The following is a 23,164-nucleotide window of genomic DNA, read 5'->3' on the forward strand; positions in this document are numbered from 1 at the left end:
ACGGGACTGGGACCACCTTCCACTGAACGGCTCGCTATTGCTGAACGGCTCGCCGGGCGGGTGTCAGGCCGCCGCGTCGAATCCGGTGTTCTGGGCCAGCTTCTTCAGTTCGAGCAGGGCGTGCTTCTCGATCTGCCGGATCCGCTCACGGGTGAGGCCGTGCTCCTTGCCGACCTCGGTGAGGGTGCGCTCACGGCCGTCCTCGATGCCGTACCTCATCTTGATGATGGAGGCCGTGCGCTGGTCGAGGCGCCCGATGAGGGTGTCCAGCTCCTCGCTGCGCAGCAGCGTCAGCACGGACTGTTCCGGGGAGACCGCGGAGGTGTCCTCCAGCAGATCGCCGAACTGTGTCTCGCCCTCGTCGTCGACCGACATGTTGAGGGAGACCGGGTCGCGGGCCCAGTCGAGGACGTCGCTGACGCGCTCCGGGGTGGAGCCGAGCTCGGCCGCGATCTCCTGGGGCTCGGGGTCGCGCCCGTGCTCGCGGTTGAACTCGCGCTGGACGCGCCGGACCCGGCCCAGCTCCTCGACCAGATGGACGGGCAGCCGGATGGTTCGCGACTGGTCGGCTATCGAGCGGGTGATGGCCTGGCGGATCCACCAGGTGGCGTACGTCGAGAACTTGAAGCCCTTGCGGTAGTCGAACTTCTCGACCGCGCGGACCAGGCCGGCGTTGCCCTCCTGGATGAGGTCGAGCAGGGGGAGTCCGCTGCGCGGATAGCGCCGGGCGACGGCCACCACGAGCCGGAGGTTCGACCGTATGAAGACGTCCTTGGCCCGCTCGCTCTCGGCGAAGAGGGCCTCGAGTTCCTCGCGGGTGGCGTCGGCCTTGGCCTCCGCCTCGCCGTCGAGGATCTGCCGTGCGAACACACCCGCCTCGATGATCTCGGACAGCTCGACTTCCCTGGCGGCGTCGAGCAACGGTGTACGCGCGATCTCGTCGAGGTACATGCCGACCAGGTCGCGGTCGGCGATCTCGCCGCCAGAGGCGCGAACGCTGCGAGCCGCGTCGCTCCCGCCGGAGGCGGACGAACGACGAGCGGCGACGGCACGGGTTGCCATGCGTGCTCCCTTGCGATGGTGGGCTTGCAGGGTCGTGTCCGGTCCTGCACTGGTCCTGGTGGCCGCTCGGACACTCTCCCGAGTGCCCGGCATCCGATGGAAACAACGACTGGAATCAGGACAGAATTCCCAAGCAGTCCCACTATTTTTATGATCTTGCAGTACCCTGTGCCGCCACACGAGGAGGCGGGATGTCGCTGGAGCTCACAGAGGTGCAGGTCAGAGCAGGAGTCGAGGCGGACCTCGATGCCCTCACCGACCTCTACAACCACTACATCCGAGAGACGCCCATCACATTCGATACCGCGGTCTTCACTCCGGAAGAGCGCCGCCCTTGGCTTCTCTCCCACCTTGAAGACGGACGGCATCGCCTGATAGTTGCCACCACGGCAAACTCACAGCGGATTCTTGGCTACGCCACGAGCAGCGCGTTCCGCGCGAAGCCGGCGTACGACACGTCGGTGGAGGTGTCGGTGTACCTGGCGCCGGACGCGGGCGGGCGGGGCGTGGGCACGCTCCTGTACAAGGCCCTGTTCGAGGCCCTCGCCGGGGAGGACCTGCACCGGGCGTACGCGGGGATCGCCCAGCCGAACGAGGCGTCGACCCGGCTGCACGAACGGTTCGGGTTCCGGTACGTGGGGACGTACCGGGAGGTCGGGCGGAAGTTCGGGCGGTATTGGGATGTGGCCTGGTACGAGAAGGAGCTCTGACCTTCCCGGGTGCTAGCCGGCGGAACGGGGCAGTCTCGCCACGGCGGCGCGCACTGTCTCGGCGACGTCCGGCACGTCGATGCCGAGGCCGCGCAGGCGGTCGGCGACCTGGAGGACGGTGATGCCGAGCGTTTTCGATGCGGCGACGATGTGACTCAACGGGACGGGTGTGTCGGGGAAGATCCAGGGCGATCTGCCGTCAAGGTCCCTGCTCAGCAGAACGAGGGCGCTGTGCAGGTCATCGATGTCCGGCAGTTCGTGGTCGGGGCCTCTGAGGCCGTACGACTCGAGGAGCGCGAGGGTGTCACCCACGGGCATCCTCAGCCTGCGTGCGGTGATGAGCAGATCCACCGTGGTGACGTCCACCTGGCGGGTGTTGCGGCTCCTCCAGAGATCCAGATTGACGTTGAGGGCGGCCGCGTCCTCAGCCGACAGCTCTTCGGGAAAGACCAGTGGACAGACCACGCCCAGCTCTCGGAGTCTGTCCGCCGTGGCCGCCCAGGACAGCCCGGTGGCCTCCGCCACCTCCATGACATCGCTGAATTGCACATTGTCAGGCAGGATCCACCCGTGCTCGAAGTCCGTGCTGGTGGCAAAGCCGAGCAGCTCACGGTCCAGGGGGGTCAGTTCCGTGCGACGTGGTTTCACCAGTTGCAGCCCATAGGTCCCGAGCACCGCGATCACATCGTCCACGCTCATCCGGCAGGTCTTCGAAGCCTGCTTGATGTGATCGAAGGACACCTCGTCGCCCAGGCGGAACCAATGCGGCGACGTCGTGTCGAGAGTCTCGGTGAGTAGTTTCGTGTCATGAGCCCCGTGGCGCTCCGGTGGCTCGACGACCGTCAGACCGCGCTCCCGCAACCTGTGGCACACCTCCGAAACGGAAAGGCCTGTGTCCTCGGCCACCCACAGCACATGTCCCGGAGGGACTTCGGTGTCGCCCTGCGGCCAGGCTCCGTCGCCTTGCCCCGGACCGAGCAGCAGGCGGAGCTCTGTGCCGGCCGGACGGTCGGGCAATGTGTCGGCCGCGGAGACGACGAAGCCGTACCTGGCCAGGCGTTCGGCGATCTGCGAGATGGCCAGGTCGAGTTTCACGTGGGCCCGGAGAAAGTGCCGCAGGGGCACCGGGTCGGTGCGGGAGAGCCACGGCCCGTGGCCGTCCAGGTCACGGCTCAGGACGGCCAGATCGTTCGGATCGGGAGTGTCCACCGGATAGCGGTCGGGCTCGATGTCCGCCGCAACCAGTTCACCGGCGCGCTTGGCGAACTCGCGAGCGGACAGTCCGACATCGGCCGCGGTCGCCAGGACATATCCGGGCCGGTCCCAGGGCTCGTCGTACGCCTCCCACACGGCCACGTCCGACGGCCGGGCCGGCAACAGACGGTTCGGTTCCCCGAGTTCCGGGACGAGTTCCATGAGCGGCCCCGCCTCACCGTGGGCCAGAAGGCGCCACAGCAGTACCGCATCCGGCACAGGCCGGGAGAGGCGTTCCCGGCTCCTGACCCATCCGAGGAAGTCCGCGTCCTGGGGCAGGCACCCCACCACCGCGGGCCGGAAAGTCCGTCCGTCCGGCAGCCTCAGCTCTCGGTCGGCCGCCATGACGCCTTCGACGATGATGTCGGCGACCTTGAGATGAGTCTCCGCCACATGCGCGATCCAGCTGAAATCGAGCAGTTCGGAGTCGGAGGCGACCAGGTGGCCCACTGCGGCGCCGAGCAGGTCCGCCACGTCCGGAGCCACATCACCGAGGATCTGGAGGCGGTCGACGGACAGTTTGGGCACACGCTCCCCCGTCAGGTTCACCACGGCACCGCGCAGCGTCTTGCCCCTCCCCGTATACGAATGCATCCGCCTCTCGGCCCAGGTGGTCGCGAGAGCAGCACGTCTCACGACGGGGGTGGTCAGGATCCCGTCGACCAGCACCGCGCCGCCGGAATTGCACCAGACCACGGACGGGACATCGGCGCCCTCGGCCTGCGGGCCGGGCACCAGCGGGCCGTATGCCTCGATCGCCCGGTCGTGGTGCCCCTCCTCGTGGGACCGGTACACACCAGCCGGCCAGCTCTCCGACCGGGCCCCGTGCTCCGCCCTCGTGTCGAACTCCGCCACCCCGAGCAACCGCGTCAATTCCGTCACGCAGGAGGGCGCGTTGTCACGCAGATAGAGCCGGATGGTCGTCCCCGGCTCCTTGCGTCCACGGCACTCCCGGATCCGGAAGAGGTGGTTGGGGCCGTAGATCGCCACCTGGAAACAGGGTTCGGTCCAGTCGAGGTTCGCGGCGAGCTTGCGAGTGACGACCTCGATCTCGTCGGCGATCATGAAGTAGCTCAGCACCCCGATACCGAAGCGGCTCACGGGATACATGCGGATCCCCGCGTCCTCCCACTCGCTCCGCTCGTTGCGTACGTCCGTGAGGTCGGTGAAACGGGTGCCGGCACGTGCGAAGACGCGCATGAGTTCCGCCTCGCCCATGCCGATGCCGTTGTCACGGCACTCGAGGTAGGGGCGGCCGTCCTCGGCCACCCCCTGCTCGAAGACGATCTCGCCCTTCCAGTCGTCCGGGGCGGTGCCGCCCCGCAGCGCGAGGAAGTCGGTGCGGGCCTTGCGGTAGCGGCAGGCGTCCAGGGCGTTCTGGTAGAGCTCGCGGATCGCGAGGCCCGGGCTGCGGTAGAGCTGGTCGCCCATCAGGAGGTTCTGGACGCGGCGGGGGTCGACATGGAATTTGCCGTAACTCCCGAACTCGGGCTGGCCGTCCTCTCGTCGGGCCGGCTTCACCCGCTCCGCGGAAGCCCGCTGCGGCAGGGTGCGCAGTGGCTGGAGGGTCTCCACGTTCCACGTCGCCCGGTGGATGTCGCCGAGAAGTTCGTCGACGTGCGCCACGTGCCGCCGCAGGGCCTCGACCGCCGCCTCGTGCCGGCAGTCGGCCACCAGCACCAGGGGCCCGTGGTCGTCGTTCCAGACGGCCCGGTGCACGGTCGTCTCCCGGAGCTCCCGCAGGTCGACCCGTTCCGGGATGCCCAGGTTCTCCACGAGGTCTTCGGGGAGTGCGGGCAGATCCAGGGCGCAGGCCCGGGCGGCGCCCAGCAGCAGTGCGAGACGCCTCACGCGCACCTTCTGCGGGTCGTGCAGCCATCCCCCCACGGTGAAGTCGTCCTCGAACTGCCCGAGACGGTCGCACGCCTCCCAAAGGGGTGAACGCAGGCCCTGGATCAGTCGCCCGATGACAGCCCGGCCGAACAGATCCTTCAAGTAGTCACCGCGCAGAGGCAGTTGAGCCACCAGGTCCTTGTACGCGCCTCCCTGGGCCCTGCGGACACGGGTGTCCTGGTCGAGCCACTGGTGGAACAGCCACCACCCGATGTCGGACTTCGCTCCCGGCCGGCCGTACGAGGCGCGTCGTGCCAGGCGCTCGTGTCCGTCGTCGAAGAACTTCTCGAAGGCGCCGCGATCTTCCTTGGCCTCTGTGAGCCGCAGGTCCGTGGGCCGTACGTCCAGCCGCCGTGCCGCCGTGCGTACCCACAGCGTCTGGGACAGGAAGGGGGTGAGTGTCAGCAGCGCGACCTCCACGGGATGGAAGTCCCAGGCCGCGGCTGCCGTCGCCGGCACCAACTGGCTGACGCGACCGTGGAACCGGACGGCGAACGCCTGGTCCCACCACGGGTCGTCGGCCAGTTCCCGTGCGTCTTCGTCGTGCAGGGCGGCGAGCGCCGAGGCGATGTCGCAGGCCGCCGCGCGTACCGGGTCACGGTCCCGGCCCTCCGGTACGCGCTCCCAGAGCGGGGAGCCCGCGACTTCCCGCGCCCAGTCGTGAGGCGCGTCCCCCGCCCCCTCCACCGGGGGCGGAGGCGCCGCGTAGTAGTTGTTCACCGTGTGCGCCTGCGTCAACCCGCCGTGGATCGCGCCGCCGGCCATGCTGTTGTGCGTCCCGCCCTGCTCCGTCACGCGGTCAAGCGTAGGAGCAACTCCCCCGCGCCCAAAGGGAAGGCGGCAGGTCGGCCATGGCTAGCCGAACTGCACCGACCGCTTCGCCAGCCCGCCCCAGAACCCGTCGATCACCGACTTCTGCGCGTCCAGCTCGCCCGCCGCCTCCGCCGCCCCCATGGTCACGAACAGCGGTGCGAAGTGTTCCGTGCGGGGGTGGGCCAGTTGGCTCGCCGGGGACTTGCGGGCGAAGTCCAGCAGGGCGTCCCAGTCGCGGGACTCCAGTGCCCGGTGGCCCCAGTCGTCGAACTCCGTCGACCAGGACGGGGTCCCGGGGTGCCGCAGCGCGGACAGGTTGTGGGTGAAGAAGCCGGAGCCGACGATCAGGACGCCCTCGTCGCGCAGGGGGGCCAGTTTGCGGCCGATGTCCATCAGGCGGACCGGGTCCAGGGTCGGCATGGAGATCTGGAGGACCGGGATGTCGGCCTCGGGGAACATCTCGACGAGGGGGACGTACGCCCCGTGGTCCAGGCCCCGGTCCGGGATGTCCTGGACGGGGATGCCGGGGGCCCGGAGGAGCTTGCGGACCGAGGCCGCCAGCTCGGGGGCGCCAGGGGCACCGTACTGGACCTTGTAGTAGTGCTCGGGGAAGCCCCAGAAGTCGTAAACCAGGGGGACGGTCTCGACCGCGCCGAGGGCGAGGGGGGCCTCCTCCCAGTGGGCGGAGACCATGAGGATAGCCCGGGGGCGCGGCAGGTCCGCGGACCAGGCGGCCAGTTCCCCGGGCCAGATCGGGTCGTCGGCGAGCGGTGGGGCCCCGTGGCTCAGGTACAGGGCGGGCATGCGTTCCACGGCGGGGCTTTCCTCGGTGACCGTGGCGGCGGCGGACGCGGACATAGGGGTGACTCCCTCAATACACGCGACACTCACAGCACACACGGCATATGCGTTCACACACGCCCCAGTGGGCGGCTGCGGTCGCTTCAGACTCTTCGAGCACTTGCGACTGTTCGGGCACTTCAGATGCTTCAGATACTTCGGATCACTTGAGACTCCTCAGTACTCCCCAGTTATTGAAGTCTCAATATTTCTCGTTTCACCTTACATCTCTATAGTTCAATTTTCAAGAAGGGTGCTCGTACAGTGGGGTCATGAACTCCGCATCCGCCGACGACGAAACCCGCTGGCTCACCGACGACGAACAGCGCACCTGGCTCGCATATGTGCAGGCCCAGACCCTTCTCGACGACCATCTCGACCGACAGCTGCAGCGCGACGCGGGCATGCCGCACCTCTACTACCACCTACTGGTGGTGCTCTCCGGCGTACCGGAGCGGCGGCTGCGGATGACCGAGCTGGCCATGCACACGAAGATCACGCGCTCGCGGCTGTCGCACGCCGTCGCCCGGCTGGAGAAGAACGGATGGGTGCGGCGCGAGGACTGCCCGACCGACAAGCGGGGGCAGCTCGCCGTACTGACCGACGCCGGCTACGAGACGCTGGAGAGGAGCGCGCCGGGACATGTGACCGCCGTCCGCCAGGCCCTCTTCGACCGACTCACCCCCGCACAGCAGAAGGCCCTCGGCGAGATCATGGAGATCATCGCCGAGGGCCTTCAGCCGAAAGAAGCGGGTGCGGACCTGCCATGGCTGCGCTAGGGCGCCCCCATGGGGCGCGACGTCAGTGGGCCACCACCGGCACCCTCAGCTCGTCCTCCGCACCCTCGCCCGCCGCACTCGAACCCATGTCCGGTTTACCCGTATTGACAAGAGTGAACGCAATCGTGGCAGACACGAACAGAATGCCGACGGCGAACCAGATCGCATTGGTGTAGCCGTGCACCATGCCCTGCAGTTCGACCAGTTGCTCGGCCGGCTTGGACGTGGCCGTGGCGATGTGGTCCTTGACGTAGGCGGTCGTCGCCGAGGCGGCGACCGTGTTCAGCAGGGCCGTACCGATGGCACCGCCCACCTGCTGCGAGGTGTTGACCATCGCGGAGGCGACACCCGCGTCCCGCGGCTCGACCCCGTGCGTGGCCAGTGACATCGCCGGCATGAACGCCGTACCCATGCCCAGACCGAGCAGCAGCTGGGCCGGCAGCAGCAGACCCGCGTACGAGGAGTCGATCTCCATCTGGGTCAGCAGGAGCATGCCGAGACCGGCGACCAGGAAGCCCGGCGCCATCAGCAGGCGCGGCGGGACCCGGGTCATCAGGCGGGTGCCGATCTGGGTGGATCCGATGATCATGCCCGCGATCATCGGCAGGAAGGCGAAACCGGTCTTGACCGGGGAGTATCCCTTCACGATCTGCAGGTAGTAGGTCAGGAAGAGGAACAGGCCGAACATCGCGATGATCGCGAGGCCGAGCGAGAGGTAGACACCGCCGCGGTTGCGCTCGGTGATCACGCGCAGCGGCAGCAGCGGGGCCTTGACCTTGGACTCGACGAGCACGAACGTCGCGAGGAGCACCGCCGAGGCTATGAACAGGGTGATCGTCATCGAGTCGCCCCAGCCGTCGGACTCGGCGCGCGTGAAGCCGTAGACCAGCGAGACCAGGCCCAGGGTGGACAGGATCACGCCGGGGATGTCGAGCGGCGAGCGGTTGCGGCCGCCCTGCGGCTCACGGATGACGAAGTACGCGCCGGCCGCGGCGATCACCGCGAACGGGATGTTGACGAAGAACGTCCAGCGCCAGTCCAGGTACTCGGTGAGGAAGCCGCCGAGGATCAGACCGACGGCGCCGCCGCCACCCGCGATCGCGCCGTAGATGCCGAACGCCTTGGCGCGCTCCTTCGCGTCGGTGAACATCACCGCGAGGAGGGAGAGCGCGGCGGGCGCGAGCAGCGCGCCGAAGGCGCCCTGGAGCGCGCGGGCGCCCAGCATCATCGCCTCACCGGTGGCCGCGCCGCCCAGCGCCGAGGCACCGGCGAAACCGATCAAACCGGTGACGAAGGTGCGCTTGCGGCCCCACAGGTCGGAGATACGACCACCGAAGAGCAGCAGGCCGCCGAAGGCCAGCGCGTACGCCGTGATGACCCACTGGCGGTTGCCGTCGGAGATCCCGAGGTCCTGCTGGGCGGACGGCAGGGCGATGTTCACGATGGTCGCGTCGAGCACGACCATCAGCTGGGCGAGCGCGATGAAGACGAGCGCTTTCCAGCGGTTGGAGTGCGAGTCGTCCACCGACTCGGGGACGGTTCGGACTGTTTCAGACATGGGGGTACCCACTTCAGGACTTCGGAAGTAACGCGGAAATGGAAAGAACGAGCAGGAAGAGCGACAGAAAGGGCGAACAGAAGGGACGAACAAGAACAAGGAACGGTCAGGGACGACTCGTCGACGTTGACGGCCGGAGGTCGGGGCGCCGGGGCGCCGAGACGCTGGGGCGCCGGCGCGCTGTCTTGGTGGGTTCAGGGGCGGCCGGGATCAGGCCCGGCGCAGGTCCTCCACGGTCACGGCCGTGCCGGGCAGTTCGGAGCGGGCCGGGGCCCGCAGACCGTCCAGGAACAGCTGCAGATGGCGGTGTACGAAGCGGTCGACGCCCTCGCACGCGACACCGGCCGGCGGTCTGCTGAGCTGGCCGACGGCGATCATCAGGTCCCCGACACCGACGTCGGCGCGGAGCTGCCCGGCGTCCCGGGCCCGCTCCATGACCTCGCCGACCAGCTCCTCCAGCCGCCGGCGCGCCGCCTCCAGATCCGGGTGGTGCTTGTCGAACGTGCTCTGGACCATCGGACAGAGCGCGCTGATCCGTTCGTCGGCCGAGGTGTGCACGAAGCGCGACAGCGCCTCGAAGGCGTCGCCGGTCTCGGCGAGCGCGACCTCCGCCGCCAGCCCCGTACGGTCCATCACCGAGCAGACGACCTCACGGACCAGCGCGTCACGGTCCGGGAAGTTGCGGTACAGCGTGGCGTTGCCGACCCCGGCCCGGCGGGCGATCTCGTCGAGCGGCACCTCGGGGCCGAACTCGACGAACATCTCCCGGGCGGCGGTGACGATCCGCTCCCGGTTGCGCAGAGCGTCGGCCCGCGGGCGGGACACCTTGCGCTGCACGGGGGTGGCGGTCTCCACGGCGTACTCCTCGGTTCTCGACCATCTTCAGGGCGACCATCCGGGGATGGAGTCCCCGTTTCGCTCGGACACAGGTCTAAACGGGGAACAGGTCCCCGGTTATTTCCCGCCCGGAAGTGATTTCACGTGACCTGGGTCACATTCATTGGAGTCCTGAGGCCCCCTCATTGAAGTCCTGAGTCCCACTTCGTTGAAGTCCTGAGTCCCACTTCGTCGGAGTCCTGAGTCCCACCCGGTCGGGTCGTGGACCGGTGCCCACGTTCGGCCCATCCAGCGCGCGCCCCCGCACCCCTTCGGCACAGGGTGATTGAAGGGCGCAGCCTCTGCACGGGCGGCTGCCGTGGAGCGAAGGGCCCCTGCATGCAGCAGCCGCACTCGCGAAAGCCACAGTCCGTAGGGCGCCGGATACGCCCGCGCCGCGTCGTCGCGCTCGCCTCGGTCACCGTCCTCACGCTCGCGGTCAGCACCTCCGCAGGCACCGGGCATCTGTTGGCGAAGGAGACGACGACGGCCGCGGGGGCCACGGCCCTGGCCCGCGGTTCGGCGCTCGGTCCCTGCATGATCCGCGGCCGGCTCGGCACCCAGATGTCGGAGGGCATCCCGACCCCGCCCGGCTACTCCCGTTCCACCGGCACGGTCCGCGCCCTCAACCTGATGGTCGACTTCTCCGACGCACTCGGCGAGGGCAGCGCCATGGACCGCTTCGCGGAGTTCGCCCCGCAGACCCAGAAGTGGTTCAGGACCAGCAGTTACGGCCGTGTCGACTACCGGCCCGAGGCCCCGGTCACCGACTGGCTGCGGATGCCCCGCCCCTTCGAGGAGTACGGCATAGAGCGCGGCGCGCCCTTCGAGCCGGGGTACCGGCGGCTCGTCCGGGACATGGTGGCGGTCGCCGACCCGGTCGTGGACTTCCAGGCGTACGACCTCGTCAATGTCCTCGTCACCCCGAACGCGGGCCCCTCCGCCCTCGACACCGTCCTGTCGGTGACCTTCGCGGGGAACAGGGAGGCGCCGGTCGCGGACGGGGTCCCGATCTCCAACGCGTCGTTCGTCTACAGCCGGCAGGACGACGGCTCGGGCTCGTACGCGGAGACCGGCTACCGCGTCCTCCCGCACGAGAACGGCCATGTCTTCGGGCTGCCCGACCTCTACACACCCGAGGGCGGGGGCGCGGTCGGGCACTGGGACATCATGAGCGAGGACTGGGGGGTCGACAACGATCTGCTCGGCTGGCACAAGTGGAAGCTCGGCTGGCTGGACGGGACGCAGGTCAGCTGTGTGGCCGCCGGCGGGAGCGTCGAGTACACGCTGACCCCGCTCGCCGAACCCGGCGGCGCAAAGCTGGTCGTCGTCCCGCTCTCCTCCCGTACCGCGTACGCCGTCGAGCTGCGCACCCGGGCCGGCAACGACGCCGCCGTGTGCCGGCCCGGCGTCCTCGTCTACCGGGTCGACGCCGACGTGGACACCGGCGAGGGGCCCATCAAGGTGTACGACTCCCGCCACGACAGCGGAGGCTGCACCCGCAGCCCCAACGTGCACGCCGAACTGTCCGACGCGCCCTTCGTCCCCGGCGAGACCTTCCGGGACGTACGGGCGGGCGTCGAGATCACGGTGACGGGGACGGACGCCTCGGGGAACCACCGGGTACGGGTGACGCGGCAGGGGTGACTCCTCAGGGGAGCAGGGGTGACTCCTCCGGGGACCAGGGGTGATGACTCCTCCGGGGACCAGGGGTGACTCCTCCGGAGAGAAGGCCGGTGCTTCCGAGGGGCGCGGGGAACCGCGCGAGCAACCACACGCGACCCGCACCCGCCTACGCACCCCACCCCCGAGCTCATGGGCGCCCGACCCGGACCGATTACCGTGACCCCATGCTCCCGAACGCCACCCGCCAGGCCTCCGCGCCCCCCGAGGCCGTCGCCCCCCTCGTACGGGGCATCACCGTGCTGCGGCGGCTCACCGAGGCGGACGGGACGCTGAGCCTGAGCGGCCTGGAGAAGGCCACCGGGCTCGCCCGCTCGACCGTCGACCGGATCACGGCGACGCTGGCCCGGATGGGCTACGTACGGCTGGACGGCCGGGACGCGTCCCTCGCCCCCCGCCTGATGGAGCTGGGCAACGCCTACCTCGCCGCGATCCGTCTCCCCCGCCTCCTCGACGCGTACGCCGACGCCCTCGCCGACGAGCTGGACGAGTCGGTCTCGCTCGCGGTCGGCGACCAGGACGGCATCCGCTTCATCCACCAGGCGACCCGTCGCCGCGCGATGTCCCTCAGCTTCCGCATCGGCGACCTGCTCCCCGCCGAACGCACCGCGCCGGGACCGCTGTTCGCCGCCGAGTGGGGACCGGCGCAGTGGGCCCGCTGGCGGGAGAGGCGCACGGCCGACCCCGAGGGGCACGGCTTCCCGGCCGTACCGCCGCGCGCCGGGGCGTACGACGGGTTCGAGGCCCGCACGGAGGAGGCGCGGGCGCAAGGGTGGGCGCTGGACGACGAGTTGATCGAGCCGGGGCTGGTGGCGGTGTCGGTGCCGGTACGCGACCCGCGCGACGGCCGGGTCGCGTGCGTGGCGAGCGTGGTGAGCCATACCAGCAGGCACACCGTCGACTCCCTGCGCTCGGCGCTGCTGCCCCGGCTGCGGGCGGCGGTGGCGGAGATGGAACAGCGGCTGCGCGCGACCGGACCGGCCGCGGCATCCGGCGCGCCCTCCGGTCTGGCCGCCTGGACCGGGGCCTCCAAGCAGGAACTGGGCCGGGAGTTCATCGAGTCCCTCGCCCGGGGACTGACGGTGGTCACCTCCTTCGACGAGGGCCGCGCCGACCTCACCCTCACCGAGGTCGCCCAGGCCACCGGGCTCCCCCGGGCGACGGCCCGCCGGGCCCTGATCACACTGGAACACCTGGGGTACGTCGCCTCGCACGACCGGACGTTCAGCCTGACACCTCGCGTACTGGCCCTGGGCTTCCCGCCCCTGTCGATGCTGCCGCTGCCCCGGATCGCCACCCCGCACCTGACCGAACTCTCCACCCGGGTCCAGGACTCGGCGTCGCTGGCGGTCCTCACCGGGGACGAGATCCAGTACACCGCCCGGGTCGCCACCAGCCGCATCATGAGCGTCAACATCACGGTCGGTACGCGGCTGCCGGCGTACGCGACGTCGCTGGGCCGCGTGATGCTGGCGCACCTCCTCCCGGAGGCCCGCCTCCCGGAGGCCCGGCCCGCGCTGACCCCGCACACGATCACGGACCGCGGGGAACTGGTGGGCGTCCTGGAGCGCGTACGGGCCGAGGGGTACGCCCTGGTCGACGGCGAACTGGAGGAGGGGCTCCGCTCGATCGCCGTCCCCGTACGGGACGGCTCCGGCCGCACCGTGGCCGCCGTCAACGTGGCGATGCACAGCAGCCGGCGCACGGTCGAGGAGTGCGTGACGGAGGTCCTGCCGGAACTGCGCGCGACGGTGGCCCGCGTGGAGGCGGAGCTGAGGGTGGCGGGAAGGTTCAGAAGGGTGGCGGACGCGTAACAGCCCTGTTGGGGCCGCACCCCCTCAGGGCCGCGGGGAACTGCGCGAGCAACCACGACGCACCCGCACCCGCACCCGCACCCGCACCCGCCGAACGAACCCGCCGACGAAACCCCACACGCGCGAACACCGTACGCTGAACCCCTCACCCGTACGCACCCCGCGAATACCGTGCGCTACGGTGATCGTCAGCAGCCGCCCACAGGAGAGGACCCGGCGATGCCAGCCGAGAAGCCGGCCGCGAAGGCCAAGCAGCGGGAGGTGTTCCCGTCGGTGTGGACCCGGCCCCGGACCGGGCGGGAGCAGCCCGCGTTGAGCCGGGAGCAGATCGTGGCCGAGGCCCTGCGCCTGCTCGACGAGGAGGGCATCGACGCGCTCAGCATGCGCAAGCTCGGCGGCCGCCTGGGCGCCGGCGCCACCTCGCTCTACCGCCACGTGACCAACAAGGACGAACTGATCGAGCTGGCCGTGGACGAGATCTACGGCGAGATCGAGGTCCCCGACTCCCCCGGCCCGGCGAACTGGCGTACCGACACGGCCCGCCTCGCCCACAGCCTGCGCGCGACGATCCTGCGCCATCCCTGGCTCGCCTCCGTCCTCGGCGAGCTGGGCATGTCGTACCTCGGCCCGAACTGGATGCGGATCTCCGAGGCCATGCTGCGCCTGCTGACCGGCGCCGGTTTCCCGGTCGGCGAGGCCGACCGGGCGCTCTCCACGCTCGTCGCGTACGTCACCGGCATGGCCACCAGCGAGGCCGCCTGGCTCAACGTCCTCGCCCGCAGCGGCCAGGACGAGCGGACCGCGGTCGAACGCCTGTGGCCGGCCGCCGAGGAGGCCGCCCAGGACTATCCGCTGCTCCGCGAGGGCTACGCCGACCAGCGCGGGGCGGATCCCCGGACGGCCCGGGACGAGGGGTTCCAGTACGGGCTGGAGCGGGTGCTGGACGGGCTGGAGACGCGCCTCAGGTGACGGCGGCCTCGTGAGCCGGGGGCACGACCCGGTTCAGGGCCGCGACTCCGACTCCCCCCGCCCGCTCACCCGTTGACGCCCGTATAGCGGCTCAGGCTCCAGTTCCACAGCAGCCGTGACAGCACGAAGGCGGCCAGGCCGATGAACGGCGAGGCCGCGGCGAGCGCCTCCGGGACGCCCATGGTGCCGCCGTGCCCGGTCAGTACCCCGGCCGGGAAGTAGGCGATGAAGGCGAGCGGCACCACGAAGGTGAACACACCGGAGGCGATCTTCGGCAGGATGCTGAGCGGGTAGCTGCCGAAGGTCCCCATCAGCTCCTCCAGCCACTGGGCCCAGTACGAGGTGGCCGGGAAGTGGAACGCGGCGGCGGCCAGGGCCGTGAACATCGCGGCCTCGACCAGCATCCCGCCGATCACTCCCGCCACCACGTACGTGATCCGCCCGGCCGTCCAGTCGTGCGTGCTCCGCTGGATCGCGGCGACGAACAGACCGACCGCGACGACCAGGTCACCGATGGCGTTGACCGGGAAGAACGTCAGCTGGACCTGCCGGTACACCGGCATCGGACGGATCAGACAGGGATCGACGACCCCCTCCTGGACGAGGACGGTCATGTACTGGATCCGGCCCAGGAAGAGCACGTACAGGCCGTGCGCGAGCATCCGCATGCTCGCGATGAGCAGCACGTCGGAGCTGGACCAGCCGCCGAGCCCCGGGAACCGGGTGAGCAGCACCGAGGCGAAAACGATGATCGAGACCTGCCAGATGGCTCCGATCGCGACGTTCATCAGGAACTCGCCCCGATATTCCAGCCGGGCCCGGAAGTTGAGCTTGGTGACGCGCCAGACGACCCGCCAGGCGTGCATGGCTCCTTGCGACGGCGTACTCGTGTCGGTACTCACGTTCTCCTCAGCCTCCCTGCGCCACGACGCGTCGGCCGGCCCGGTCCCACAGCCGGCGGGTCAGCGCGGCGAGCAGCACGATCCAGACCGCCTGGATGCCCATCTGCGCGAAGGCGTCACCGATGTCGATCCGTCCGATGTAGATGGAGAGCGGTACGCCGAGCGTCGACTGGAACGGCAGATACGTGCTGAGGGTGATGAACCAGTCGGGGAAGTACCACAGCGGCGCGTACACGCCGGACAGCAGGTTCTGCGCGAACACGATGATGAGCAGGGCGGCCTCGTTGCGCAGCGTCCAGAAGCAGAGCAGGTCGACGAGCATCATCACGTAGTACAGGACGAGTTGACCGAGCAGCAGGCTGAGCGCGAAGACGCCCGCGACCGCGACCGACCCGGGCGGCGCGACCACTCCCACGGCGAGCGACAGCACGTATCCGGCGAGGACCCAGCCGAAGCCGTACAGCTGGTCGCCGAGGGCGCGCAGGGCGTAGTACCGGCGCGGCCGCATCGGCCGTAGGTACCAGTAGACGATCGTGCCGAAGTGCAGATGCTGGATCACCATGTCGCGCCCCGCCTGGCGGTCCAGCCCCCGGATCCGGGAGGCCAGTACGGCCAGTACGGCGTAGGTGACGGCCTGGGTCTCGTCCAGCCCCGCGCTGCTGCTGGTGTTCGCGTACAGCCCGCGCCAGAGATAGACGACGAGACACACCTGCACGAACAGCCGTACGGCGGTGGCGGTCATCCGGGGCGGCGCGAGCAGCTCGCCGCGGGGGGTGATCCAGGCGATGCGCAGGGCGCGCGAGACGCGGGTGCCGGTGCCTTCGGCAGAGGTGGCGGTGGCTGTGGCCATGGCTCAGCCACGCCCCTGGGAGGCGGCGTCGACGACGCCCCGATCGTCCTGCGCGGGCAACTCGCTGAGGTAGGCGGCGCGCATGACGTCCTCGAGGTCGTTCTCCTCCAGGGCGAGGTCGGCGACCTGGAAGCGCGCGATGATCGCCTTGAGCGCCTCGTGGACGGTGGGCGCGTTCGGCCCGTCGGGCCCGAAGACGAGGCGGGGCCCTTCCTGCCGCACCAAGGCGATTCCTTCGAACCCGGGCAGCACCGCGGGATCGACGCCATGCTCGGCGTCGCCCGGATCGGCGAGCGTGACCCGAACCTGCCACGTGCCGCTTGCGAACCGCCGCCGTATCTCCTCCAGCGGCCCGTCGAGCACGATCCGCCCGTGGTTGATGAGCACGACGCGCTCGGCGAGCCGGGCGACCTCGGTCATGTCGTGCGTGGTGAGCAGGACGGTACGGTCGCGCTCCTCGACCTGGTGCCGCAGGAACCGCCGTACCTGCTCCTTGACCACGACGTCCATGCCGATGGTGGGCTCGTCGAGAAAGACGACGGGAGGATCGTGCAGGAGCGAGGCGGCCAGATCGCACCGCACGCGCTGGCCGAGGGACAGATGCCGGACGCGGGTGTCCCAGAACTCGGAGAGTTCGAGGAGCCCGTCGAACTCGTCCATCCGGGCCCGGAACCGCTGCTCCGGAACCCCGTAGATGTCCCGGAGAATGGCGAACGACTCCCGAGCGGGCAGATCCCACCACAACTGCGTCCGCTGCCCGAAGACGGCCCCGATGTTACGGGCGTTGCGCTCACGGTCCCGATGGGGAACGACGCCGGCGACGACCGCCTCACCGGACGTGGGCCTGAGAATCCCGGTGAGCATCTTGATGGTGGTGGACTTGCCGGCCCCGTTGGGCCCGAGCAAAGCGAGCAACTGCCCGCCGCCCACACTGAATGTCACGTCCTGCACCGCGGCCTTGGCCACCCGCTCCGGACTGATGAGCGACCGCATCGCACCGGCGAACCCCGCCCCGCGCACGGTCGTGTGAAACACCTTGGACAGCCCGCGCGCCTCGATCACGGCAGACAATTGGCTTCACCCCCCGCTCTCGTATGCAGCCGGCGCTTCGGTTCGAAATCCCGAACGTCATCCGGTATGCGGCCGCAATGCTAGGGCTTGCCCCTGCGGGAAGGCCAAGCATTTGAAGCCCCGGAGACCGGGCATGCGAACGCCCCGGAGACCGGACATGCGAACCCGCGAGGAAGATCGGCCGGCAGACCGTGGGACACCAAGCGCCGACCGGGGTTTCCGGATCGGCGCCTGGTGTTCCCCCGCGCATGCCGAGTACTAACCCTTCGTCAGCGGTGTGACGGCGATCCGGTCGATCACCGGTGCGTACGGGGATCGCTGGTCGTACCGGTTGTAGGTGTCGCCGTCGAAGTCCGGCAGTTCCTCCGCCGTGAAGGTGATCCGGTTCGTGCCCTTCTTCAGCGTGAGGGGGACGGTCAGATCCCGGAAGTCGTTGAAGTGGAAGGTCGTCGGGAACAACACCCTGCGGGCCGGGCCGCCGTTCACCGAGAGGTCGGCGTGGCGGGCGATCGGGTCGGGGTTGTAGTGGGTGGCCGGTGCCTGTTCGGCGTTGGAGTAGCGGATCGTGACCGCGTGCCGCCCGGACCTGGCAGCCACCACGTCGATCGTGAGGGCGTTGGCGGTGCCGTTGCCGATGTCCGTGACGGACTTCCCGTTCGTGGCGAAGGTGTACTGGTCGGTCGTTCTGGCCGCTCCGGAGAGTGTGCCGTCCTCGGCCTGGTACACGGTGGGCACCAGAGTGCCCTTCGACGGCGACACCCGCAGCCGGTCGAGCACCAGCTCGCGGGAGGCGCCGGTGACGGTGATCTTGTTGATGCCGGCGGACAGGAACATCTTGACCGTGTCCGTACCCGGCCCACCGCTTCCGATCTTGGGAAGGTCGAGCTCCTCACCGTTGAGCGACAGGCCCGCCTTGCCACCGCCTAGGTGGTCGACGGACACCGTCGACTCGCCGTCGGCGGGTGAGTAGACCCAGAAGGTCGCGGAAGCGCGCTTGGACAGGGCCACCGCGCCCGGGCCCGAAGCGCCGGGGTAGGTGTAGCCGGGCCGGGCTCCGGTGAGGGTGGCGTACTCGGCCTCGTAGATCGCCGGCTGGGTCACGTGCTCGTCGCGCAGGGCCAGGTCGATCTTGTCGATGATCGCGTCGCCCTTGGTGACGCCCAGGTCCGTGTCCTTCGCGGAGAGCGTGATCCGGTGCTTGCCGGCGGTCAGCTTCACGGTGGTGTCGGTGTGGCCCCAGACCACCCACTTGTAGCCGAGCGGCAGCCGCAGTTCCTGCGGGTCCTTGCCGTCGACGCGCAGGAAGACGTTGGTGGGGCCCTGTTCCTTCACCAGGTCGTACAGGTTGTAGGAGTTGGCGAAGACGCTCAGGTCGTACGTGCCGTCCTTCGGGACGTCCACGTCGAAGGCGAGCACCCCGTCGGAGCCGGTGCGCAGACCGCCGACGTTGTAGTCGCCGGACGTCGCGAACTTGCCGACGTCGGAGGGCCTGCCCTCAGGCCCGTTCTTGGAGTAGCCGCTGCCGGTGTAGGTGGCGTTCTCCGCCTCGTACGTCGTGCGCCAGCTCGTCGAGGGTGTGGCCGGCTTCCCGCCGTTTCCGCCCGGGGAGAGGATGACCTGGTACGCGGACATGGCGTTCATGCCCGTCATCGGCAGCGTCACCGTGCCGTCCGAGCCGACCGCGACCTCCTGCTCGGCCAGCCGCAGGGGCTGGGCCGAGTCGCCGACCTGTCCGGTCCACGGGATCTCCTGCACGGTGGCGTGCACTGTTTTCCCGAACAGCTTCGGGTCGATGTTCTCGAAGACGACGTTCGCGTCGCCGCTCTTGCCGCCGAAGAGGGCCCGGGACTGCTTCTTCTCGTCGTCGAGCGTGGCCACGCCCTGGAGCGTGTACTGCTGGTTCGGATGGGGAGCGGTCACCTTCACCGTGTGCCCGGACATCTGCCCGTACGCGTTGAACAGCCACCACTGGCCGTTGCCCTTGTTGGCGTCGACGGCGGAGTCGTTGAGGTTGCCGTCGATGTTCCAGTACGCCAGGTCGGCGTCGATCTTCGACTCCTCGATGGCGGAGACCCACTGGACGACCTGGCCGGGCACGGACAGGTGGTAGTTGTGGCCGTACTCGTTGACGTTGATCGGCAGCGGATCGATCCCGACCTCGCGCTCCCACTGCCGGTACTTGGCCACGCTCGTGCGGACCGCGGCGGGGCTGGACAGCTCGTGCCAGGTCATCACGTCCGGGACGACGTCGTTGGCCTTGGCGTACTGCAGGAAGCCCTTGACCTGGTCGAAGAGGAGGGAGGTGTTCGGGCCCGCGATCCGGGCGTCCGGGTCCAGGCTCTTGATGAGCCGGTAGGTCTCCTTCCACGCCGCGAAGAAGTCCTTCGGGTCGTCGAGCCAGGAGGTCCTGTTGTAACTCCAGTCGCCGGTTCCGAACATGTTCCCTTCGGGTTCGTTGAAGGGGACGTAGACGACGTGGTCCTTGTAGTCGCCCGTGGTCAGGACCTGCCGGACCTGCTTCTTGATCTTCTCCTTGAAGTCGGCGAGCTTCGCGGGACCGTCCGCGCCGGGCCACTCGTAGGGGAAGCCCCGGTAGATGTCGGTCATGTAGATGTAGACGTCCTTGCCGCCGGAGTCCACGAACGGCGGCAGGATCTCCAGCGCGTCCGCGCCGGGGTGCTGCGGACCGTCCTGCGCTTTGGTGGACACCGTGCGCAGATGCATCCCCTCGATGAGGTTGCGGCTCGGCGCTCCGTCGCCGTAGACCCCGTACAACGAGCCGCTGGCACCCCCGTGGAAGGCACCGGTGTCAGTGGCGAGATCGATGACGAGCCGTTCCGGTTCCGCCGCCCGGGCCATGCCGGCGGACGGTACGGCGAGCATGGTGGTGACGACGGCCGCCACCGCGGTGCCGACTGCCATCGTTCTTTTTCCTTGTCGCACTGAGGTCTCCGTGGATTCCGTGGCTTCTCGGACGCTGGATCCGATGCGTTCCGCACGTACGGGGCCGGTCCGTGGTGGCCCGTGGTGGTCCGTGGTGTGCCGAATCAGCGAGGCACCCGCCGCCACGTACGAGGGCGACGGTCACTCGGTGGCAGCCGCCGCCCGGAGGGGGAGCTTCGGGCGGCGGCTGCACAGGGGGTAAGGGCTGCGGCGACGCTCCGATGTCTGGGTGACGCCTCGATAGCGGTCATGGCCCCGACCCCTCGATACTCATCGAACCGGTTCGAGGAAGCTAGCACCGAGGAAACCGGCCAGCAATACCCTCGACACGGATCCCGCCGGCCGCACACGGACAGTCGCCCCGGAGGGGATCAGGGTGCTTCCGACCCGTCGCATCTGGCCTTTGACCTGCTGGAGAGTCAGGCAAAGAGCAGGTCGCGGCAGGCATCGCACGTCCACGACTGACGTTTCCGGCCCGTTACGAGAAATTCGGCACGAGGCGTTGACACCCGTCCGGGTTGCTCCTACCTTCACTTCACGCGAACCGGTTCGACGATCGCGTTCCGTCCGATCTCGTTCTCTGGAATCATCGAACCGATTCGACCGCTCTCAGCAAGGAGTGCCCGTGAACATCGGTGAGATTGCCAAGCGGGCCGGTGTCTCGCGGAGCACCGTGTCGTACGCCCTGAGCGGGAAGCGCCCGGTGTCCGAGGACACCCGGCAGAAGATCCAGCGGGTCATCGACGAGCTGGGCTACCAGCCCAACGCGAGTGCGCGGGCCCTTGCCAACGGCCGGACCAACACCATCGGTCTGGTCTTCCCGCCGGCCGGGAACCACTACACCGGCATGCAGCTGGACTTCATCGGCAGCGTCACCGAGGCCGCCGCGGCCTACGACTACGACGTACTGCTCTCTCCGAGCGGTGTGGACAGCGACCGTTCGTTCCAGCGGCTGCTGGGTGAGCGGCGGGTCGACGGCGCGATCCTGATGGAGATCCGGCTGCGGGACGACCGGATCGACCACCTCACCGCGGTGGACTTCCCCTCCGTCGCCATCGGCCGCACCGCCCACCCGGAGGGCAGCTGGTGGGTGGGCCTGGACCACACGGCGCTGGCGGCGGCCTGTGTGCACCATCTGGCGGACCTGGGCCACCGTCGGGTGGCCTTCGTCAACCGGCCCGAGCAGCTCCTGCGGGCCGGGTACGAGTCCGCCCACCGGGGCCTGGACGGGTTCACCAAGGCGGCGGCGGAACGTGGGCTCACCGTCCGGACGTACTGCTGCGGGGACGACGCCGCCTCGGGCCTCGCCTGCCTGGAGCGGATCCTGCACGACGACCCCGCCACCACGGCCCTGGTCACCCTGAACGAGGCCGCGCTCGGCGGCCTCTACCGGGGGCTGGCCCAGGCCGGCCGCCACGTCCCGCGCGACTTCTCCGTCACCGGAGTGGTGGCCAGCCGGTGGGCGGAGACGGTGACGCCGCAGCTCACCGCGGCGGACGTACCGGCGGAGCAGATGGGCCGCCTCGCCGTCGACCTGCTGGTCGAGCGGCTCGACCACCCCGACACACCGGCCCGGCACCACCTGCTCGCGCCGCCGATCTCGTTGCGGGCGAGCACCGCGCCCACCGGCACCAGGCCCGCCGACCCCGCTCCGGACCTCGGCGCCCCCAAGCACCCCTGACCGTCACCCCGCACCCTCACCCCGCGCCCTCGCCCCTTCCCTCCTCCCTTCCCTCTCCCCTTCACTCTCCCCTTCACTCTCCGTAACCCCGCACCGGCCGGCCGAGCAACTCGCCGCCCGGGTTCGGCGAGCCCAGTAGCCCCCGATCACCCCTCCCCGGGCACACCTGTGCCGATCCCAGGGCACACCTGTGCCAAAAACCATGAGGAACACGCCATGAACAGATCTGCCGGACGGCGTCTCACCGCCGCAGCCCTGACCGTCGTCGCCGTCACCGCCAGTGCCACCGCCTGCTCCTCCGGCTCGGGCGGCACCTCCACGAAGGCCGCGGACGGCGGCACGTACACGATCTGGGACCCGTACCCGCAGTTCGACAAGGGCTCGGCGTGGGCGAAGCTGCTGGACGGCTGCGGCACCAAGGCCGGGGTGAAGATCAAGCGGACCGCGTTCGACACCAGTGACCTGACGAACAAGGCGCTGCTGGCGGCGCAGCAGGACAACTCCGCGGACGTCCTCATCGTCGACAACCCGGTGGTGTCCACCCTGGCGGAGGCGGGCGTGCTGACCACGACCGATGACAACAAGCTCGACACCTCGACGGTGGATGCCAACCTGCTCGGGGCCGGCCAGTCGGACGGGAAGACGTACGGCACTCCGATCGGCGCCAACACCCTCGCCCTCTACTACAACAAGGAGGTGCTCAAGGAGGCCGGTGTGGACATCGCCTCGGTGAAGGACTGGAAGTCTCTGACGGCGGCGCTGGCGAAGGTCGAGAAGGCCGGCAAGAAGGGCATCACGTTCTCGGCGATCGGTACGGAGGAGGGCAGCTTCCAGTTCCTGCCGTGGTTCTGGGGCTCGGGAGCGCGGCTCACCGACGTCGACTCGCCCGAGGCGGTCTCCGCGCTGTCGCTGTGGAAGAAGTGGCTGGACAAGGGCTACGCCCCCAACTCGGTCATCAACAACACCCAGACGACCAGCTGGCAGGAGTTCGCGAGCGGCGACTACGCCTTCGCCGAGAACGGCACCTGGCAGCTCGCCAACGCCGAGAAGGCGGGCTTCGACTACGGGGTCATCCCCATCCCCGGCGTCTCGGGAGGCAACGCCGCGGCCCCCACCGGGGGCGAGTTCGTCACCGTCCCGGTCCAGGGCGACACCGGCCGCTACGCCACCTCCCAGAAGCTCGTGACCTGCCTGACCAGCGCCGACAACCTCCTCGCCACCGACACCACCCTCTCCTACGTCGCGCCCACCAACGAAGTGCAGGACAAGCAGGTGGCCGCGAACGCCGAGCTGGAGCCCTGGGTCCATGCCGTCAGGGCGGCCAAGGGACGCACCAGCGACGACCTGGGCACCAACTACCCGAAGATCTCCGAGCAGTTGTGGAAGGCCGTCCAGTCCGCCCTCAGCGGGTCGGCGTCGCCGAAGGACGCGCTCGGCTCGGCACAGTCCGCCATCAAGTGACCAGG

16 protein-coding genes are annotated in these 23,164 nt (G+C 69.4%); 7 read left to right on the top strand and 9 right to left on the bottom strand.

Annotation, left to right across the window (positions count from 1 at the left end):
- Positions 1-63: 63 nt before the first annotated feature.
- Positions 64-1,062 (bottom strand): sigma-70 family RNA polymerase sigma factor, encoded by a 999-nt coding sequence (locus SGFS_RS25410; RefSeq protein WP_286253698.1) that lies wholly within the window; start codon positions 1,060-1,062, stop codon positions 64-66.
- A gap of 191 nt (positions 1,063-1,253) precedes the next feature.
- Between SGFS_RS25410 and SGFS_RS25415 the strand changes: the two genes are divergently transcribed.
- Positions 1,254-1,772 (top strand): GNAT family N-acetyltransferase, encoded by a 519-nt coding sequence (locus SGFS_RS25415; RefSeq protein WP_286253699.1) that lies wholly within the window; start codon positions 1,254-1,256, stop codon positions 1,770-1,772.
- A 12-nt stretch (positions 1,773-1,784) separates the two neighbouring features.
- Here the strand turns inward: SGFS_RS25415 and SGFS_RS25420 are convergent, their stop codons facing one another.
- Together SGFS_RS25420 and SGFS_RS25425 are read right to left on the bottom strand one after the other, a co-directional pair.
- A complete protein-coding gene (locus tag SGFS_RS25420; protein ID WP_286253700.1) occupies positions 1,785-5,714 on the bottom strand; it encodes a wHTH domain-containing protein in 3,930 nt (1,309 codons plus the stop codon).
- A gap of 60 nt (positions 5,715-5,774) precedes the next feature.
- Positions 5,775-6,590: a dioxygenase family protein gene (locus tag SGFS_RS25425; RefSeq protein WP_286253701.1), complete on the bottom strand. Its 816-nt coding sequence runs from the start codon at positions 6,588-6,590 to the stop codon at positions 5,775-5,777.
- 254 nt (positions 6,591-6,844) lie between these two features.
- On the opposite strand from SGFS_RS25425, the gene SGFS_RS25430 reads away from it, so the two are divergent.
- Positions 6,845-7,351: a MarR family winged helix-turn-helix transcriptional regulator gene (locus SGFS_RS25430; protein ID WP_286253702.1), complete on the top strand. Its 507-nt coding sequence runs from the start codon at positions 6,845-6,847 to the stop codon at positions 7,349-7,351.
- Between the two features lie 22 nt (positions 7,352-7,373).
- Here SGFS_RS25430 and SGFS_RS25435 read toward each other — a convergent pair whose 3' ends face one another.
- The gene (locus SGFS_RS25435) at positions 7,374-8,909 is read right to left on the bottom strand and encodes an MFS transporter (protein ID WP_286253703.1); all 1,536 of its coding nucleotides are present in this window, start codon (positions 8,907-8,909) and stop codon (positions 7,374-7,376) included.
- Between the two features lie 210 nt (positions 8,910-9,119).
- Entirely contained in the window at positions 9,120-9,764 is a 645-nt protein-coding gene (locus SGFS_RS25440; RefSeq protein ID WP_286253704.1) for a TetR/AcrR family transcriptional regulator, read from the bottom strand.
- Between the two features lie 360 nt (positions 9,765-10,124).
- On the opposite strand from SGFS_RS25440, the gene SGFS_RS25445 reads away from it, so the two are divergent.
- From SGFS_RS25445 to SGFS_RS25455, 3 genes are all read left to right on the top strand, one after another.
- Positions 10,125-11,432 carry a M6 family metalloprotease domain-containing protein gene (locus tag SGFS_RS25445; protein ID WP_286253705.1) on the top strand — a complete coding sequence of 436 codons (1,308 nt, stop codon included), beginning with the start codon at positions 10,125-10,127 and terminating at the stop codon, positions 11,430-11,432.
- Between the two features lie 203 nt (positions 11,433-11,635).
- Positions 11,636-13,282, top strand: coding sequence for an IclR family transcriptional regulator domain-containing protein (locus SGFS_RS25450; RefSeq protein ID WP_286253706.1), 1,647 nt, complete (start codon positions 11,636-11,638; stop codon positions 13,280-13,282).
- A 219-nt stretch (positions 13,283-13,501) separates the two neighbouring features.
- A complete protein-coding gene (locus SGFS_RS25455) occupies positions 13,502-14,251 on the top strand; it encodes a TetR/AcrR family transcriptional regulator (RefSeq protein ID WP_286253707.1) in 750 nt (249 codons plus the stop codon).
- 65 nt (positions 14,252-14,316) lie between these two features.
- On the opposite strand, the gene SGFS_RS25460 is transcribed toward SGFS_RS25455, so the two are convergent.
- The 4 genes from SGFS_RS25460 to SGFS_RS25475 all read right to left on the bottom strand — a co-directional run bounded on the left by SGFS_RS25460 (position 14,317) and on the right by SGFS_RS25475 (position 19,996).
- On the bottom strand, positions 14,317-15,117 hold the full coding sequence (locus SGFS_RS25460) for an ABC transporter permease (RefSeq protein ID WP_286260056.1): 801 nt from the start codon (positions 15,115-15,117) through the stop codon (positions 14,317-14,319).
- A 43-nt stretch (positions 15,118-15,160) separates the two neighbouring features.
- Positions 15,161-16,003, bottom strand: a complete 843-nt coding sequence (locus SGFS_RS25465) for an ABC transporter permease (RefSeq protein WP_286253708.1) — start codon at positions 16,001-16,003, stop codon at positions 15,161-15,163.
- A gap of 3 nt (positions 16,004-16,006) precedes the next feature.
- Positions 16,007-17,074 carry an ABC transporter ATP-binding protein gene (locus SGFS_RS25470; protein ID WP_286253710.1) on the bottom strand — a complete coding sequence of 356 codons (1,068 nt, stop codon included), beginning with the start codon at positions 17,072-17,074 and terminating at the stop codon, positions 16,007-16,009.
- 258 nt (positions 17,075-17,332) lie between these two features.
- On the bottom strand, positions 17,333-19,996 hold the full coding sequence (locus SGFS_RS25475; RefSeq protein WP_286253713.1) for a cellulosome protein: 2,664 nt from the start codon (positions 19,994-19,996) through the stop codon (positions 17,333-17,335).
- Between the two features lie 646 nt (positions 19,997-20,642).
- On the opposite strand from SGFS_RS25475, the gene SGFS_RS25480 reads away from it, so the two are divergent.
- Both SGFS_RS25480 and SGFS_RS25485 read left to right on the top strand, forming a co-directional pair.
- Positions 20,643-21,698: a LacI family DNA-binding transcriptional regulator gene (locus tag SGFS_RS25480; RefSeq protein ID WP_286253714.1), complete on the top strand. Its 1,056-nt coding sequence runs from the start codon at positions 20,643-20,645 to the stop codon at positions 21,696-21,698.
- A gap of 216 nt (positions 21,699-21,914) precedes the next feature.
- Complete coding sequence (locus tag SGFS_RS25485; RefSeq protein ID WP_286253715.1) at positions 21,915-23,159, top strand: sugar ABC transporter substrate-binding protein; 1,245 nt, start codon at positions 21,915-21,917, stop codon at positions 23,157-23,159.
- Positions 23,160-23,164 lie beyond the last annotated feature (5 nt).

This window comes from Streptomyces graminofaciens (assembly GCF_030294945.1).
Classification (GTDB): domain Bacteria; phylum Actinomycetota; class Actinomycetes; order Streptomycetales; family Streptomycetaceae; genus Streptomyces; species Streptomyces graminofaciens.